This window comes from Streptomyces sp. R302, from assembly GCF_012927245.1.
Lineage (GTDB): Bacteria > Actinomycetota > Actinomycetes > Streptomycetales > Streptomycetaceae > Streptomyces.
Genome location: NZ_JABBGE010000001.1, coordinates 1,075,942 through 1,091,912, shown reverse-complemented (window position 1 = coordinate 1,091,912; position 15,971 = coordinate 1,075,942). Strand labels below are relative to the sequence as shown.

The following is a 15,971-nucleotide window of genomic DNA, read 5'->3' as shown; positions in this document are numbered from 1 at the left end:
GCGGTGAACGAACTGCCGCAGCAGCTGGTCAACGGCCTGCTACTGGGATCCATGTACGGGCTGGTCGCCGTCGGCTACACGATGGTCTACGGCATCGTCCAGCTCATCAACTTCGCCCACGGCGAGATCTTCATGACCGGCGGCTTCGGGGCCCTGACGGTCTGGCTCATCCTGCCCGGCGGCACCAGCATGTGGGTCGCGCTGCCCCTCATGATCATCGGTGCCGTGATCGTCGCGACGACCATAGCCGTCGGAGCGGAACGCTTCGCCTACCGTCCGCTGCGCGGCGGCCCGCGTCTCGCCCCGCTCATCACGGCCATCGGCCTCTCGCTCGCCCTGCAGTACGCGGTCTGGGTCTGGTACCCGGAGGCGAAGTCCGCCCGGACCTTCCCGCAGATCCCCGGCGGCCCGATCGAGCTCGGCTCGGTCACCATCCAGACCGGTGACGTCTTCCTGCTGATCGCGGCCCCGATCTGCATGGCCTTCCTCGCCTTCTTCGTCATGCGCACCCGCACCGGCCGCGGCATGCAGGCCACGGCGCAGGACCCGGACACCGCGAAGCTCATGGGCGTCAACACCGACCGCATCATCGTGATCGCGTTCGCCCTCGGTGCCGTCTTCGCCGCCGTCGGCGCCGTCGCGTACGGCCTCAAGTACGGCGTCGTCGACTACAAGATGGGCTTCCTCCTCGGACTCAAGGCGTTCACCGCCGCCGTCCTCGGCGGCATCGGCAACATCTACGGCGCCATGATCGGCGGCCTCGTCCTCGGCGTCGCCGAGACCATGGCCACCGCCTACGTCGACCAGATCCCCGGTATGGAGCAGCTCGGCGGCCAGTCCTGGGCCAACGTCTGGGCCTTCGTACTCCTCATCGTCGTCCTCCTCGCCAGGCCCCAGGGTCTGCTCGGCGAGCGCGTCGCGGACAGGGCGTGAGCACCATGACCACCATCTCCGAGAACCCCCAGGCACCCGCTGCCACGGAGGCCGTGAAGACCGCCGACCGCGGTCTCATCGGCTTCCTGCCCGAGCAGACCGCCCGCGCCGTCGTCCTCGGCGGCTCCGTCCTGACGGTGGCGAGCTGTTTCCTCGCCTGGACGTGGACCTCCCGCTTCCCGGGTGACCTCACCGTGTACGGCTACCCGGGCGGGCTCCAGCTCCAGGTCCTGGTGCTGGGTGTCCTGACCGCCCTCTTCGCCCTCTCCTCGTACGGCGTCAAGGGGCTGCGCTGGCTGACCCCGGCCGGTGCGGACGGCGCGGTCAAGCTCGGCGCGCTGGCCTCCTTCTGCACCGCCTGGTTCACCGTCGGCGCGATCAGCGTCACCCTGGGCGGGCCGGTCAACCTGGAGCCCGGCGGTGCGATCGTCGCGGTCACCACGCTGGTCACCCTGCTCGCCGCCCTGGCGCTGCCCTTCACCCGCCCGGCCGTGCTGCCGGTCGACCCGGAGGACACGGGCTGGGACCAGTTCAAGCACCGGGCCGGCAACGGCTGGGCCTCCTTCCGGGCGTCCTTCTCCGCCCCCCGCCCGGTGGGGAAGCTCCCCCCGCTGCCCTCCGCCGTCGAGATCCTGATCATCGCGGGCGTCCTCGCGGTGGCGCTCGGCGTCTTCACGTACGGCATCGGCACCGAGTACGACGAGCTCTTCCTCGGCTTCCTCATCACGGCCGGCCTCGGCTTCGCCACGATCGGCGCCTCCGGTCTGCTCAAGCAGGCCACGCAGCTCACCTCGAAGCACCAGAACCTGTCGATCGCGGGCGCGTTCATCGCCGCGGCGCTGTTCCCCTTCACCCAGACCGACGACCAGTACGCGACGCTCGGCGTCTACATCCTGATCTTCGCCACGGTCGCCCTGGGCCTGAACATCGTCGTCGGCCTCGCGGGGCTCCTCGACCTCGGTTACGTCGCCTTCCTCGGCGTCGGCGCCTACGCGGCGGCCCTCGTCTCGGGCGCCCCGACCTCGCCGTTCGGCGTGCACTTCCCCTTCTGGGCGGCGATCCTGGTCGGCGCCGCGGCCTCGGTGGTCTTCGGCGTCCTGATCGGCGCGCCGACCCTGCGGCTGCGCGGCGACTACCTCGCCATCGTGACGCTCGGCTTCGGTGAGATCTTCCGCATCACGGTGATGAACACCGACGGCACCTCCGGCCCGGACATCACCAACGGCTCCAACGGCATCGCGTCCATCCCGAACCTGGACTTCTTCGGGTTCGACTTCGGCCAGCCGCACACCATCGCCGGCTTCACCATCGGCCGCTTCGCCAACTACTTCTTCCTGATGCTGCTGATCACGGCGGTCGTCGTGCTGGTCTTCCGGCGCTCCGGCGACTCCCGCATCGGCCGCGCCTGGGTCGCGATCCGCGAGGACGAGACCGCCGCGCTCGCCATGGGCATCAACGGCTTCCGGGTGAAGCTGATCGCCTTCGCGCTCGGCGCCGGTCTGGCCGGTCTCGCCGGTACGGTGCAGGCCCACGTCACGTACACGGTGACCCCGGAGCAGTACCTCTTCGCCGGTCCCATCCCGCCCAACTCCGCCTTCCTGCTCGCGGCCGTCGTCCTCGGCGGCATGGGCACGATGAGCGGCCCGCTGGTCGGCGCGGCCCTGCTCTTCCTCATCCCCAACAAGCTCCAGTTCATGGGCGAGTACCAGCTCTTCGCCTTCGGCGTCGCGCTCGTGCTGATCATGCGCTTCCGTCCGGAGGGCATCGTCGCCGACAAGCGGCGCCAGCTGGAGTTCCACGAGCACGACGAGAAGCCGGCGCCGGACGCTACGCCCGCCAAGGCAGGTGCCTGAACCATGACGACGACCACCACCGAGGCCGACGCCACCACGGAGCCGGCCGCCCGCGAGACCGTGCTCGACGCGCGCGGGGTCACCATGCGCTTCGGCGGTCTGACCGCCGTCAGCGATGTGAACCTCACCGTCAACGCCGGCGAGATCGTCGGTCTGATCGGCCCGAACGGCGCCGGCAAGACGACCTTCTTCAACTGCCTGACCGGTCTGTACGTGCCCACCGAGGGCGAGGTCCGCTACAAGGGCCAGGTCCTGCCGCCGAAGTCCTTCAAGGTCACCGCGGCCGGCATCGCCCGTACCTTCCAGAACATCCGTCTCTTCAACAACATGACGGTCCTGGAGAACGTGCTCGTCGGCCGGCACACCCGCACCAAGGAGGGCCTCTGGTCCGCCCTGCTGCGCGGCCCCGGCTTCAAGAAGGCCGAGGCGGCCTCCGAGAAGCGGGCGATGGAGCTCCTGGAGTTCGTCGGGCTCGCGGAGAAGGCGCAGCACCTCTCCAAGAACCTGCCGTACGGCGAGCAGCGCAAGCTGGAGATCGCCCGCGCCCTCGCGAGCGACCCGGGCCTGATCCTCCTCGACGAGCCGACCGCCGGCATGAACCCGCAGGAGACCCGGGCGGCCGAGGAACTCATCTTCGCCATCCGGGACATGGGCATCGCCGTGCTCGTCATCGAGCACGACATGCGCTTCATCTTCAACCTGTGCGACCGGGTCGCCGTGCTCGTGCAGGGCCAGAAGCTGATCGAGGGCGACAGCCAGACCGTCCAGAGCGACGAGCGGGTCATCGCCGCGTACCTCGGCGAGCCGATCGACGAGACCCCGAAGGCCGAAGCCCCCGCGGCCGAGGCTCCGGCGGACGAGACCCCGGCAGCCGAGACCCCGGTGGACGAGGCGGACGGTTCCGACGAGGCCGAGGCCGATGCCCCGGCGGACGGCGAGACGCCCGACGAGACGCCCGACGAGGCTCCGGCGGACGACGAGACCCCGGCCGAGGACGACACCCCGGCGGACGCGGCGGACGCCGCGAAGGACGCCGCTCCGGGCAAGGAGAACGACGCATGACCGCACTGCTCGAAGTCGAGGACCTGCGCGTCGCCTACGGAAAGATCGAGGCCGTCAAGGGCATCTCCTTCTCCGTGGAGGCGGGCGAGGTCGTCACCCTCATCGGTACGAACGGCGCCGGGAAGACCACCACCCTGCGGACCCTCTCCGGGCTCCTCAAGCCGGTCGGCGGCCAGATCAAGTTCGAGGGCAAGTCCCTCCGCAAGATCCCCGCGCACAAGATCGTCTCGCTGGGTCTGGCCCACTCCCCCGAGGGCCGGCACATCTTCCCGCGCATGACGATCGAGGAGAACCTGCTCCTCGGCGCCTTCCTCCGGAAGGACAGCGCCGGCATCGCCAAGGACGTGCAGCGCGCCTACGACCTCTTCCCCATCCTGGGCGAGCGTCGCAAGCAGGCGGCCGGCACGCTCTCCGGCGGTGAGCAGCAGATGCTCGCCATGGGCCGGGCGCTGATGTCCCAGCCCAAGCTGCTCATGCTCGACGAGCCCTCCATGGGCCTCTCGCCGATCATGATGCAGAAGATCATGGCGACCATCGCCGAGCTGAAGGCCCAGGGCACCACGATCCTGCTCGTCGAGCAGAACGCCCAGGCCGCGCTGGCGCTGGCGGACCACGGTCACGTGATGGAGATCGGCAAGATCGTGCTCTCGGGCACGGGCGGCGACCTCCTGCACGACGAGTCGGTGCGCAAGGCGTACCTCGGCGAGGACTGACCCGTACGCACACGAGGAGGCCCGCCCCGCATCACGCGGGGCGGGCCTCCTTTCGCGTACCGGTACGGGCTACTGCCCCTTCGCGGCCTTCTTCTCCTCGGCGTCCTCGATGACGGCCTCGGCGACCTGCTGCATGGACATGCGGCGGTCCATGGACGTCTTCTGGATCCAGCGGAAGGCGGCCGGCTCGGAGAGGCCGTACTGGGTCTGGAGGACCGACTTGGCGCGGTCGACCAGCTTGCGGGTCTCCAGGCGCTGGCTGAGGTCGGCGACCTCCTGCTCCAGGGCGCGCAGCTCGGCGAAGCGGGAGACGGCCATCTCGATGGCGGGGACGACGTCGCTCTTGCTGAAGGGCTTGACCAGGTACGCCATGGCACCGGCGTCCCGGGCGCGCTCGACGAGGTCGCGCTGGGAGAAGGCGGTGAGCATGAGGACCGGGGCGATGGACTCGCCGGCGATCTTCTCGGCGGCGGAGATGCCGTCGAGCTTGGGCATCTTCACGTCCAGGATGACCAGGTCGGGGCGGTGCTCGCGGGCGAGCTCGACGGCGGCCTCGCCGTCACCGGCCTCGCCGACGACCGTATAGCCCTCCTCCTCCAGCATCTCCTTGAGGTCGAGGCGGATCAGCGCCTCGTCCTCGGCGATGACGACACGGGTCGTCAGCGGCGGGACGTGCGACGCGGTCGCGGCGGCGGCGTCGTCGGAGGCGGGCTGGGGCGACTCGGGGGCGGTCACGGGGGCTCCTCGTTCCGGGGCAGGTGTGCTGCATGAAGAAGCCTACCTAGCTGCTGGCCGCACCCGGGACCGGGTACACTCCGATTGGCAACCTGCCGGGTTGGCGAAATCGGCAAACGCGGAAGCCTCAAAAGCTTTTGCCCGTAAGGGCTTGCGGGTTCAAGTCCCGCACCCGGCACCAGATTCTGAAGCGGACGTTCACCTTCGCGTGAATGTCCGCTTTTTGCTGCGTACGGCGATGCTCCGTCGCGCAGGGTAGTCGCATGAACTTTCACGGGACACGCGTGCGCCAGCGGGCACTCACGATGCTGCGGGGGGGCGCCAAGAACGCGGAAGTGGCGCGCAAGCTCAACGTTCCCATGGGCACCGTCGGCTACTGGAAGCACGTGGACCGCGCCAAACGCGGCGAGTGTCCGGGCAGGCGCGCGCCGCTGTGCCCCCGATGTGATGGACGCGAGCTCGACAACATCGCGTACGCGTACCTGCTCGGCCTCTATCTCGGCGACGGCCACATCGCTCAGAGCCGCGCCATGCGGGTTCCGAGTCTTTCCGTCTCCTGTACCGACACCTGGCCGGGGCTCATCGACGCATGCGTGGGGGCCATGCAGTCCGTCCTGCCCGGCAATCGTGCGTCGAAGGTACAGAGGCAGGGGTGCGTGGATGTCAAGATCACCTCCATGCACCTCGGGTGTCTCTTCCCCCAGCACGGGCAGGGCAGGAAGCATGAGCGCCCCATCGTCCTCGCGGCCTGGCAGCAGGCAATCGTCACTGCTCACCCCTGGGAGTTCATTCGGGGGCTCATCCACTCCGACGGCAGTCGGATCACCAATTGGACCGAGAAGATGATCGGCGGACAGCGCAAGCGGTACGAGTACCCCCGCTACTTCTTCACCAACTCGTCCGCCGACATCATCGCGCTCTTCACCGACGCCCTCGACCGTGTCGGGGTCGAGTGGAAGTCCGCGAACCAGTCGCGCGTCGCGCAGAACATCTCCGTCGCCCGCAAAGCCTCCGTCGCGCTCATGGACCTTCACGTCGGGCCCAAGCACTGACTACGTCAGCGGCTCCCCGATGTGGTGGACGCGGACGAGGTTGGTGGAGCCGGAGACGCCGGGCGGCGAGCCGGCCGTGATCACCACGACGTCGCCCTTCTTGCAGCGCCCGATGCGGAGCAGTTCCTCGTCGACCTGGGCGACCATGGCGTCCGTGGAGTCGACGTGCGGGCCGAGGAAGGTCTCGACGCCCCAGGTGAGGTTGAGCTGGGAGCGGGTCGCCGGGTCCGGGGTGAAGGCGAGCAGCGGGATCGGCGAGCGGTAACGGGAGAGGCGCCGGACGGTGTCGCCGGACTGGGTGAAGGCGACCAGGAACCTGGCGCCGAGGAAGTCGCCCATCTCGGCGGCGGCCCGGGCCACCGCGCCGCCCTGGGTGCGCGGCTTGTTCCGCTCGGTCAGCGGCGGCAGGCCCTTGGCGAGGACGTCCTCCTCGGCGGCCTCCACGATCCGGCTCATGGTGCGGACCGTCTCGATCGGGTGGCGGCCGACGCTGGTCTCGCCGGAGAGCATCACGGCGTCGGTGCCGTCGATGACGGCGTTGGCGACGTCGGACGCCTCGGCGCGGGTGGGCCGGGAGTTGTCGATCATCGAGTCGAGCATCTGGGTGGCGACGATGACCGGCTTGGCGTTGCGCTTCGCCAGCTTCACCGCGCGCTTCTGGACGATCGGGACCTGCTCCAGGGGCATTTCGACGCCGAGGTCGCCGCGGGCGACCATGATGCCGTCGAAGGCGGCGACGATCTCCTCGATGTTCTCGACCGCCTGCGGCTTCTCGATCTTGGCGATGACCGGGAGGCGGCGGCCCTCCTCGTCCATGATCCGGTGGACGTCCTCGATGTCCCGCGCGGAGCGGACGAAGGAGAGGGCGATGACGTCGGCGCCGGTGCGCAGCGCCCAGCGGAGGTCCTCGACGTCCTTCTCGGAGAGGGCGGGGACGGAGACGGCGACGCCCGGGAGGTTGAGTCCCTTGTGGTCGGAGACCATGCCGCCCTCGACGACCCGGGTGTGCACCCGGGGGCCGTCGACGGAGGTGACCTCCAGGGTGACCCGGCCGTCGTCGACGAGGATCCGCTCACCGGCGGTGACGTCCTCGGCGAGGCCGGCGTAGGTGGTGCCGCAGCGGTGGCGGTCGCCCTCCACCGGCTCGACGGTGACGGTGAACGCGTCGCCGCGTTCAAGGAGTACCGGCCCCTCGCGGAAACGGCCGAGCCGGATCTTCGGGCCTTGAAGGTCGGCGAGGACGCCGACGCTGCGGCCGGTCTCGTCGGCCGCCTTGCGGACCCGCCGGTAGCGCTCCTCGTGCTCGGCGTAGGTGCCGTGGCTGAGGTTGAGGCGGGCCACGTCCATCCCGGCCTCGATCAACGCCTTGATCTGGTCGTATGTTTCGGTGGCGGGCCCAAGGGTACAAACGATTTTCGCTCGGCGCATGAGGCGAGCCTAGGGCCTTACCCATCAGTAGCCGCCGGCTCCCGCGTGACTACTCAACAACCTTTCCGTGAAACGTTGTTGACAAGACTTGAATCTGTGCGCCGGAGTGCTCCGATGAGCGTTTTCCGCGCCTCCGGGCGCCTCGTCTCAGAGTGCGGGCGGCAGCATCGTGAAGCGCGCGACGACCTCGGCGGTCACCGTCCGACGCTGCGGTTCGAGGTCGAGCGAGGGGGCCGCGCCCGCCCCTTCCACCGCGTAGGCGGCGGACACCCGCTGGAAGGCGTGCCCCCTCGGCCCGCCCGGCTCCGCCGCCCCCGCGTCCGACAGTTCGAGGAGTGAGCCGAGCGTGGTCCCCAGCGCTTCGGCGTAGGCCCGTGCGCGCCGCACCGCCGCCGCCACCGCGAGCCGGCGCGCCTCCGCGTACGCCTCCGAGTCCGGGCGCAGCTCCCACGACGGGCCCTCCACCTGCGTCTGCTCCCGGTCCGCGAGTTCGGGTACCAGCTCGCCGAGGACCGTGAGGTCGGTCAGCTCGACGGTGATGCCGACCCGCCCGCGGTAGGCGCGCGCCTCCTCGCCCTTCCTCCGGCGGGGCTGTTCGGGAAGGATCGAGACGCTGCCCGTCTCCAGTTTCCCCACGGCCGCTCCTCGCGCCCGGAGCAGGCCGAGGACCTCGGTGTTGCGGCGGGTGAGGTCCGCGAGGACGGCGGTCCGGTCGACTCCCCGCGCGGAGACGGTCAGCCACAGCCGGGCCAGCTCGGGATCGACCTCCAGGCGGCCTTCACCACGGACCGTCACCTGCGGCGCCTGCGGGGTGGGGTGGGGGTGCGTCACGGCGGGCTCCTCGGGACCGGGCATCGACGGCATACGAACACTTTCCCACTCCGTAACCCGAAAGGGCTGTTGCCGGCGAAAGGTCTGAGCCAGAATCTACGCGCGTTGTGCACCTGTGACAGCGCCACGGAACAAGGAGAGACACACATGCCGCTTAACCGCCGGACCTTCCTGGAGAGCTCCGCCGCCCTCGGGGCCGGGGCCGCCCTCGCCGCCGGGACCGCCGGGACCGCCGAGGCCCACGGAGCCCGCCCCAAGCCGGCCAAGCGGTACTCCTTCACCGTCATGGGCACCACCGACCTGCACGGCAACGTCCTCAACTGGGACTACTTCACGGACAAGGAGTTCGACGACAAGGCCCACAACGACGTCGGCCTCGCCAAGATCTCCACCCTGGTGAACCAGGTCCGCGCCGACCGGGGCCGCCGCAACACCCTCCTCATCGACGCCGGCGACACCATCCAGGGCACCCAGCTCTCGTACTACTACGCCAAGATCGACCCCATCACCCGCACGGGCGGCCCGGTCCACCCGATGGCCCAGGCCATGAACGCCATCGGCTACGACGCCGCCGCGCTCGGCAACCACGAGTTCAACTACGGCATCCCGGTGCTCCGGAAGTTCGAGGAGCAGTGCGACTTCCCGCTGCTCGGCGCCAACGCGCTCGACGCGAAGACGCTGCGCCCGGCCTTCCCCCCGTACAGCATCCACCGGCTGCGCACCCCGCACGGCAAGGACGTCCGCGTCGCGGTCCTCGGCCTGACCAACCCCGGCATCGCCATCTGGGACAAGGCCAACGTCAACGGCAGGATGGTCTTCCCCGGCCTGGAGGAGCAGGCCGCGAAGTGGGTGCCGAAGCTGCGCTCCATGGGCGCCGACGTCGTGATCGTCTCCGCCCACTCCGGCTCCAGCGGCACCTCCTCGTACGGCGACCAGCTCCCCCACGTCGAGAACGCGGCCGGCCTCGTCGCCGAGCAGGTCCCCGGCATCGACGCGATCCTCGTCGGCCACGCCCACACCGAGATCCCCGAGTACCGGATCGCCAACAAGGAGACCGGCAAGGAGGTCGTCCTCTCCGAGCCGCTCAAGTGGGGCCAGCGCCTCACCCTCTTCGACTTCGACCTCGTGTGGGCGAAGGGCCGCTGGACGGTGGAGAAGGTCGCCGCCCAGGTCCTCAACTCCAACACCGTGGAGGAGGACCCGGAGATCACCGGGCTGCTCGCCGACGAGCACAAGAAGGTCGTGGCGTACGTCAACACCGTCATCGGCACCTCCACCGCCGCCATGACCACGGCCGACGCGCCGTGGAAGGACGAGCCGATCATCGACCTGATCAACGTCGTCCAGGCCGAGACCGTGCAGGCGGCCCTGGCCGGCGGCGCGTACGCCTCCCTGCCCGTCCTCTCGCAGGCCTCCTGCTTCTCCCGCACGGCCCGCATCCCGGCCGGCGAGATCACCATCAAGGACGCCGCCGGGCTCTACCCCTTCGAGAACACCCTGGAGGCCCGTCTGATGACGGGCGCCCAGCTGAAGGAGTACCTGGAGTACTCGGCGAAGTACTACGTCCAGACCCCGGCGGGCGCCCCCGTCGACACCGCGAAGCTCACCAACGCGGACAACACCCCGGACTACAACTACGACGCCGTGTACGGGCTCACCTACGAGATCGACATCGCCCGGCCGGCCGGGCAGCGGATCACCGGGCTCTCCTTCGAGGGCAAGCCGCTCGACCCGGCCGCGACGTTCGTCCTCGCGGTCAACAACTACCGTGCCAGCGGCGGCGGCGCCTTCCCGCACGTCGCCGACGCCGAGCAGCTGTGGGCGAACTCGGACGAGATCCGCAACACGATCATCCAGTGGGTGCAGGCCAAGGGCACGGTCGACCCGGGGCGGTTCGCGTCCGTGGACTGGAAGCTGACCCGGGACGGCGTGCCGGTCTTCTGATCCCTACTGCTGGACGAGAGGCGTCAGCTTCCGTTCCTGCGACGGGATGCTCGGCGCCTCTCGTGCCACCAGGCCGAAGCTGGTGAAGGCGGTCCGGCGCGGCAGCGGGTACGGCTCCTTGCCGGTCACCGCGTTGAGGATCACCGCGCTGCGCCAGGCCGCGAGCCCCAGGTCGGGGGCGCCCACGCCATGGGTGTGGCGCTCCGCGTTCTGCACGTACACCGCGCCGGTGACCGACGGGTCGAGGACGAGCCGGTAGTGCTCGTCGATCTTCGCCCGGCCCGCCGCGTCGTGCCGCAGGTACGGGTCGAGACCGGCGAGCATCCGGTCGACCGGGCGCTCCCGGTAGCCGGTGGCGAGGACGACGGCGTCGGTGGTGAGCCGGGACCGGGTGCCCTGCTGGACGTGCTCCAGGTGGAGCTCGACCTGGGTGGTGGCGACCCGGCCGGCGGTGCGGACCCGCACGCCCGGGGTGAGGACGGCGTCCGGCCAACCGCCGTGCAGGGTGCGGCGGTAGAGCTCGTCGTGGACGGCGGCGATGGTCTCCGCGTCGATCCCCTTGTGCAACTGCCACTGGCGGGGCACGAGTTCACCCCTGACCTGCTCGGGCAGAGCGTGGAAGTAGCGGGTGTAGTCGGGGGTGAAGTGCTCCAGGCCCAGCTTCGAGTACTCCATCGGCGCGAAGGCCTCGGTGCGGGAGAGCCAGCTGATCCGCTCGGCGCCGGCCGGGCGGCCGCGCAGCAGGTCGAGGAAGACCTCGGCGCCGGACTGGCCGGAGCCGATGACGGTGACGTGCCCGGCGGCCAGCAGCGACTCCCGGTGGGCGAGGTAGTCGGCGGCGTGGATCACCGGCACGCCGGGGGCGTCGGCGAGCGGGCGCAGCGGCTCGGGGACGTACGGCTCGGTGCCGACGCCGAGGACCACGTTCCGGCTGTAGGCGCGGCCGAGGGCGGCGGCCTCGCCGTCCGGGTCGAGCTGGGTGAAGTCGACCTCGAAGAGGCGCCGTTCGGGGTTCCAGCGGACCGAGTCGACCTGGTGGCCGAAGTGCAGTCCTGGCAGCCGCTCGCTGACCCAGCGGCAGTAGGCGTCGTACTCGGCCCGCTGGATGTGGAACTTCTCCGCGAAGTAGAAGGGGAAGAGGCGCTCTCGGCTCTTCAGGTAGGCGAGGAAGGACCAGGGGCTGGCCGGGTCGGCGAGGGTCACCAGGTCGGCGAGGAACGGCACTTGGAGGGTGGAGCCCTCGATGAGGAGCCCCGGGTGCCAGTGGAAGGCCGGGCGCTGCTCGAAGAAGCTCGCGGCGAGTCCGCCGGGGACGCCGTCGGCGAGGGCGGCGAGCGAGAGGTTGAACGGGCCGATGCCGACGCCCACCAGGTCGTGCGGGCGGTCGAGGTCCTGCTGGGGGGTGCTGCCGGTCATCGGTCGGTGCCGCCTTCCACGAGTGCCGCGAGGGTGAGGGTGACGAGCCGGTCCAGGTCGTCGGGGGTGGTGTGGGGGTTGAGGAGGGTGGCCTTGAGCCAGAGCCGGCCGTCGGCCTCGGCGCGGCCGAGGACGGCGCGGCCCTCGGCGAGGAGCCGGCGGCGGACCCCGGCGACCGCCGTGTCGTCGGCGCCGGCCGGGCGGAAGAGGACGGTGGTGAGGACGGGCCGGTCGTGGAGTTCGAGCCCCGGGTGCTTCTCCACCAGGTCGGCGAGGTCCCGGGCGTGCTCCATGCACCGGTCGACGAGGGCGCCGAGGCCGGTCCTGCCGAGGGCGCGCAGGGTGACGGCGGCCTTGAGGACGTCGGGGCGGCGGGTGGTGCGCAGGGAGCGGCCGAGGAGGTCGGGGAGGCCGGCCTCGGTGTCGTCGTCGGCATTGAGGTAGTCGGCGGTGTGGGCGAGGGCGGCGAGGTCGGCGGTGTCGCGGACGGCGAGGAGTCCGGCGGCGACCGGCTGCCAGCCGAGCTTGTGCAGGTCGAGGGTGACGGTGCGGGCCCGGTCCAGGCCGGCCAGGAGGTGGCGGTGGGCGGCGCTGAACAGGAGCGGGCCGCCGTAGGCGGCGTCGACGTGCAGCTCGGCGCCGTGCGCGGCGCAGGCGTCGGCGAGGGCGGGCAGCGGGTCGATCAGTCCCTCGTCGGTGGTGCCGGCGGTGGCGGCGAGGAGGACCGGTCCTTCCCGGTCGGCGAGGACCCGGGCGGTGGCCTCCGGGTCGAGGACGCCGCGCGGGGTGGGGACGGTGACCGGCTCGGGGAGGCCGAGGAGCCAGGCGGCGCGGCGGACGGAGTGGTGGGCGCGGTCGCCGGTGACGGTGGTGAGGCCGGGGCCGTGCCGCTCCCGGGCGAGGAGCAGGGCGAGGTGGTTGGACTCGGTGCCGCCGGTGGTGACGAGCGCGTCGGGACGGTCGGCGGCCGGGAAGACCTCGGCGGCGAGCGCGGCGGTCACCTCGGCCTCCAGGGCGGAGGCGGCCGGGGCCTGGTCCCAGGAGTCCATCGAGGGGTTGAGCGCGGCGGCGGCCAGGTCGGCGGCGGCGGCGAGGGCCAGCGGCGGGGTGTGCAGATGGGCGGCGCACAGCGGGTGCGCGGGGTCGGCGGCGCCGGCGGCGACCAGGTGCACGAGGGTGCGCAGCGCCTCGTCCGCTCCGGTCCCGGTCTCGGGGAGTACGGCTCCGAGGGCGGCGCGCACGCGTGCCGTGACGGCCGCCGGTCCGCCGGGCGGCAGCGGCCCGCCGCGTTCCTCGGCGCCGGTGCGGAGCGCGTCCAGGGCGATGCCGAGGAGTCGGCTGAGCGGGGTGGGCTGGGCGGCGAGGGGCGGCGGGGGTGCGACACGCATGGACGACAGGGTGCCGGGGCCGGTGTGCCGCTGTCCGCGGAGTGGGGGGTTGTTACCCGAACGGGGGACGGCACCCCGGGTGGGGGGTGCCGTCCTGGCGGCATCAGCCCTGGCGGACGCGCAGGGCGCGGGCGAGGTCGTCGAGCTGGTCGACGAGCTTGCGCCGGAGGGCCGGGATCATCGCGTCGTCGGCGAGCCGGCGTTCGCCGAGGGCGAGGGAGTCGGCGTCGATCGCGTACGCGGGGAAGGCGTACCGGCCGGCGGCCTCGGCCATGGCGGGGCCCCGGCGGTCGCCGAGGGCGGCGGCGTCGTCGTAGAAGCGGGCGACGTACACGCCTACCAGCTCGGCCTGTTCGGGCTGCCAGAAGCCGAGCGCGGTGGCGGTGAAGAGGTAGTTCGACAGGTCGTCGGACTCGAACATGGCGGCCCAGGCCGCCGCCTTGGCGGCCGGGTCGGGGAGGGAGGCGCGGCAGCGGGCCGCGCCCTCCTGGCCGGTGGCGCTGGGGTCGCGCTCCAGCTCGGCGGCGATGGCGGCCTCGTCGGTGGCGCCGAGGACGGCGAGCCGGGCGAGGATGCGCCAGCGCAGCTCCGGGTCGAGCTCGGGGCCGCCGTGGACGGTGCCCTCGTCGAGCCAGGAGGCGATCTGGTCGGGGGTGGTGGCGCTGTCGATGAGGGCGCGGACGGCGGTGAGGCGCAGTCCGGGGTCCTCGCCGTCCTCGGTGCGGCGGAGCAGGGCGCGGGCGATCTCGCGGAGGGTGGCGAGGGCGGCGGGGCGCTGCTCCTCGGGGACGTACCGGTCGGCGACCTGCTGGCGGGCGAAGGCGAGGACGCCCTGGACGATGCCGAGTTCGGTCTCCTCGGTGAGGTGGGCGAGGGCGGCGTCCAGGTAGGCGGCGGGGGCCAGTTCGCCGTCGCGGACCATGTCGCGGAGGCTGTTCCAGACGACGGCGCGGGTGAGCGGGTCGGGGATGCGGGCGAGGCCGCGGAGGGCGGACTCCTCGGAGACCTCGTCGAAGCGGAGCTTGGCGTAGCTGAGGTCGCCGTCGTTGAGGACGACGAGGGCGGGGCGGGGGCCGGTGAGGCGGGCGGGCTCCTGCTGCGGGACGTCGAGGGCGACGCGCTCGCGCAGGGCGAGTTCGCCGTCGGGGCGGCGGTCGTACAGGCCGGCCTCGATGCGGTGGGGGCGGCTGCCGGCGCGGTCGACGGCGAGCTCCCAGCGGCTGCCCTCGCCGGTGAGGCGGGGGGTGAGGGTGTCGACGCCGGTGGTGCGCAGCCACTGCTCGGCCCAGGCGTGGACGTCGCGGTCGGTGGCGGCGGCGAGGTTGTCGATGAAGTCGGCGAGGGTGGCGTTGCCGAACTTGTGGCGCTTGAAGTGGATGTTGATGCCGGCGAGGAAGTCGGCCTCGCCGAGCCAGGCGACGAGCTGGCGGAGGGCGGAGGCGCCCTTGGCGTAGGAGATGCCGTCGAAGTTGAGGAGGGCGGAGGCGGTGTCGGGGACGGCCTCGGGGTCGGGGGCGACGGGGTGGGTGGAAGGGCGCTGGTCGGCGTCGTACCCCCAGGCCTTGCGGGCGACGCCGAAGTCGATCCAGGTGTCGGCGAAGAGGTCGGAGCAGGCTTCGTTGACGGTCTGGTAGCCCATGTACTCGGCGAAGGACTCGTTCAGCCAGATGTCGTCCCACCAGCGGAGGGTGACGAGGTCGCCGAACCACATGTGGGCCATCTCGTGGGCGATGACCATGGCGCGGGTCATGCGCTCGGTGGCGGTGACGGCGGAGCGGAAGACGAACTCGTCGCGGAAGGTGACGAGGCCGGGGTTCTCCATGGCGCCGGCGTTGAACTCGGGGACGAAGGCCTGGTCGTAGGAGTCGAAGGGGTAGGGCTCGTCGAACTTCTCGTGGAAGCGGTCGTAGCAGGCCTTGGTGACGGCGATGATCTCGTCGGCGTCGGCGTCGAGGTAGGGGGCGAGCGAGCGGCGGCAGTGGATGCCGAAGGGCAGTCCGGCGTGCTCGGTGCGGATCGAGTGCCAGGGGCCGGCGGCGACGCAGACGAAGTAGGTGGAGAGCGGCGGGGTGGTGGCCGCGGTCCAGCGGCCGTCCGCCTGCTGCTCGGTGATGCCGTTGGAGAGGACGGTCCAGCCCTCGGGGGCGGTGACGGCGATGTCGAAGACGGCCTTGAGGTCGGGCTGGTCGAAGGCGGCGAAGACGCGCTGGACGTCCTCCATGAAGAGCTGGGTGTAGACGTAGGACTCGCCGTCGGTGGGGTCGAGGAAGCGGTGCATGCCCTCGCCGGTGTGCGAGTAGCGCATGGTGGCGGTGAGGGTCAGCTCGTGCTCGCCCTCGGTGAGGTCGAGCGGGAGCCGGTTCTCGACGAGTGCGGCGGGGTCGAGCGGCTCGCCGTCGAGGGTCGCGGAGTGCAGGGTGTCCGGCTTGACTTCGACGAAGGTGGATCCGGCGGAGCGGGCGGTGAAGCGGATGCGGCTGGTGGACCCGAAGGTCTCGTCGCCGGTGGTGAGGTCGAGGTCCACCGTGTAGTGGTGGACGTCGAGCAGCTGGGCACGGGTCTGCGCTTCGTCGCGCGTCAGTACGGACATGGGCCCTATGCTGCCCGATCGTCCGG

Annotated in this window: 12 protein-coding genes and 1 tRNA gene; 7 read left to right on the top strand and 6 right to left on the bottom strand. The window is 71.3% G+C overall.

The annotated features are described in order from the left end of the window. The first annotated feature begins 3 nt into the window (after window positions 1-3). Genes HHL19_RS05010 through HHL19_RS04995 form a run of 4 tightly spaced genes read left to right on the top strand, consistent with a single transcriptional unit; the run spans window position 4 to window position 4,561 of the window. Window positions 4-933: a branched-chain amino acid ABC transporter permease gene (locus tag HHL19_RS05010; protein WP_169085849.1), complete on the top strand. Its 930-nt coding sequence runs from the start codon at window positions 4-6 to the stop codon at window positions 931-933. A 5-nt stretch (window positions 934-938) separates the two neighbouring features. After that, window positions 939-2,786 carry a branched-chain amino acid ABC transporter permease gene (locus HHL19_RS05005; protein WP_169085847.1) on the top strand — a complete coding sequence of 616 codons (1,848 nt, stop codon included), beginning with the start codon at window positions 939-941 and terminating at the stop codon, window positions 2,784-2,786. A 3-nt stretch (window positions 2,787-2,789) separates the two neighbouring features. After that, window positions 2,790-3,848, top strand: a complete 1,059-nt coding sequence (locus HHL19_RS05000; RefSeq protein ID WP_169085845.1) for an ABC transporter ATP-binding protein — start codon at window positions 2,790-2,792, stop codon at window positions 3,846-3,848. Continuing rightward, window positions 3,845-4,561 (top strand): ABC transporter ATP-binding protein, encoded by a 717-nt coding sequence (locus HHL19_RS04995; RefSeq protein WP_043219280.1) that lies wholly within the window; start codon window positions 3,845-3,847, stop codon window positions 4,559-4,561. The genes HHL19_RS05000 and HHL19_RS04995 overlap by 4 nt, the downstream gene beginning before the upstream one ends. 69 nt (window positions 4,562-4,630) lie before the next feature. On the opposite strand, the gene HHL19_RS04990 is transcribed toward HHL19_RS04995, so the two are convergent. Continuing rightward, window positions 4,631-5,296: a response regulator gene (locus HHL19_RS04990; protein WP_169085843.1), complete on the bottom strand. Its 666-nt coding sequence runs from the start codon at window positions 5,294-5,296 to the stop codon at window positions 4,631-4,633. A gap of 94 nt (window positions 5,297-5,390) precedes the next feature. Here HHL19_RS04990 and HHL19_RS04985 point away from each other — a divergent pair. Together HHL19_RS04985 and HHL19_RS04980 are read left to right on the top strand one after the other, a co-directional pair. Continuing rightward, a tRNA-Leu gene (locus tag HHL19_RS04985) sits at window positions 5,391-5,477 on the top strand. A gap of 82 nt (window positions 5,478-5,559) precedes the next feature. Then, on the top strand, window positions 5,560-6,348 hold the full coding sequence (locus HHL19_RS04980; protein ID WP_169085841.1) for a helix-turn-helix domain-containing protein: 789 nt from the start codon (window positions 5,560-5,562) through the stop codon (window positions 6,346-6,348). Here HHL19_RS04980 and pyk read toward each other — a convergent pair whose 3' ends face one another. Next, the gene (pyk, locus tag HHL19_RS04975; protein ID WP_169085839.1) at window positions 6,349-7,776 is read right to left on the bottom strand and encodes a pyruvate kinase; all 1,428 of its coding nucleotides are present in this window, start codon (window positions 7,774-7,776) and stop codon (window positions 6,349-6,351) included. It lies immediately after the preceding gene. 147 nt (window positions 7,777-7,923) lie between these two features. After that, window positions 7,924-8,607 carry an SIMPL domain-containing protein gene (locus tag HHL19_RS04970; RefSeq protein ID WP_346768251.1) on the bottom strand — a complete coding sequence of 228 codons (684 nt, stop codon included), beginning with the start codon at window positions 8,605-8,607 and terminating at the stop codon, window positions 7,924-7,926. A gap of 147 nt (window positions 8,608-8,754) precedes the next feature. On the opposite strand from HHL19_RS04970, the gene HHL19_RS04965 reads away from it, so the two are divergent. Beyond that, the gene (locus HHL19_RS04965; RefSeq protein WP_169085837.1) at window positions 8,755-10,551 is read left to right on the top strand and encodes a 5'-nucleotidase C-terminal domain-containing protein; all 1,797 of its coding nucleotides are present in this window, start codon (window positions 8,755-8,757) and stop codon (window positions 10,549-10,551) included. 3 nt (window positions 10,552-10,554) lie between these two features. Here the strand turns inward: HHL19_RS04965 and HHL19_RS04960 are convergent, their stop codons facing one another. The 3 genes from HHL19_RS04960 to pepN all read right to left on the bottom strand — a co-directional run bounded on the left by HHL19_RS04960 (window position 10,555) and on the right by pepN (window position 15,945). Beyond that, a complete protein-coding gene (locus HHL19_RS04960; protein WP_169085835.1) occupies window positions 10,555-11,967 on the bottom strand; it encodes a SidA/IucD/PvdA family monooxygenase in 1,413 nt (470 codons plus the stop codon). Beyond that, complete coding sequence (locus HHL19_RS04955; RefSeq protein ID WP_169085833.1) at window positions 11,964-13,355, bottom strand: aminotransferase class V-fold PLP-dependent enzyme; 1,392 nt, start codon at window positions 13,353-13,355, stop codon at window positions 11,964-11,966. Before HHL19_RS04955 ends, HHL19_RS04960 begins: the two co-directional genes overlap by 4 nt. 103 nt (window positions 13,356-13,458) lie before the next feature. Continuing rightward, window positions 13,459-15,945 carry an aminopeptidase N gene (gene pepN / locus HHL19_RS04950; RefSeq protein WP_169085831.1) on the bottom strand — a complete coding sequence of 829 codons (2,487 nt, stop codon included), beginning with the start codon at window positions 15,943-15,945 and terminating at the stop codon, window positions 13,459-13,461. Window positions 15,946-15,971 lie beyond the last annotated feature (26 nt).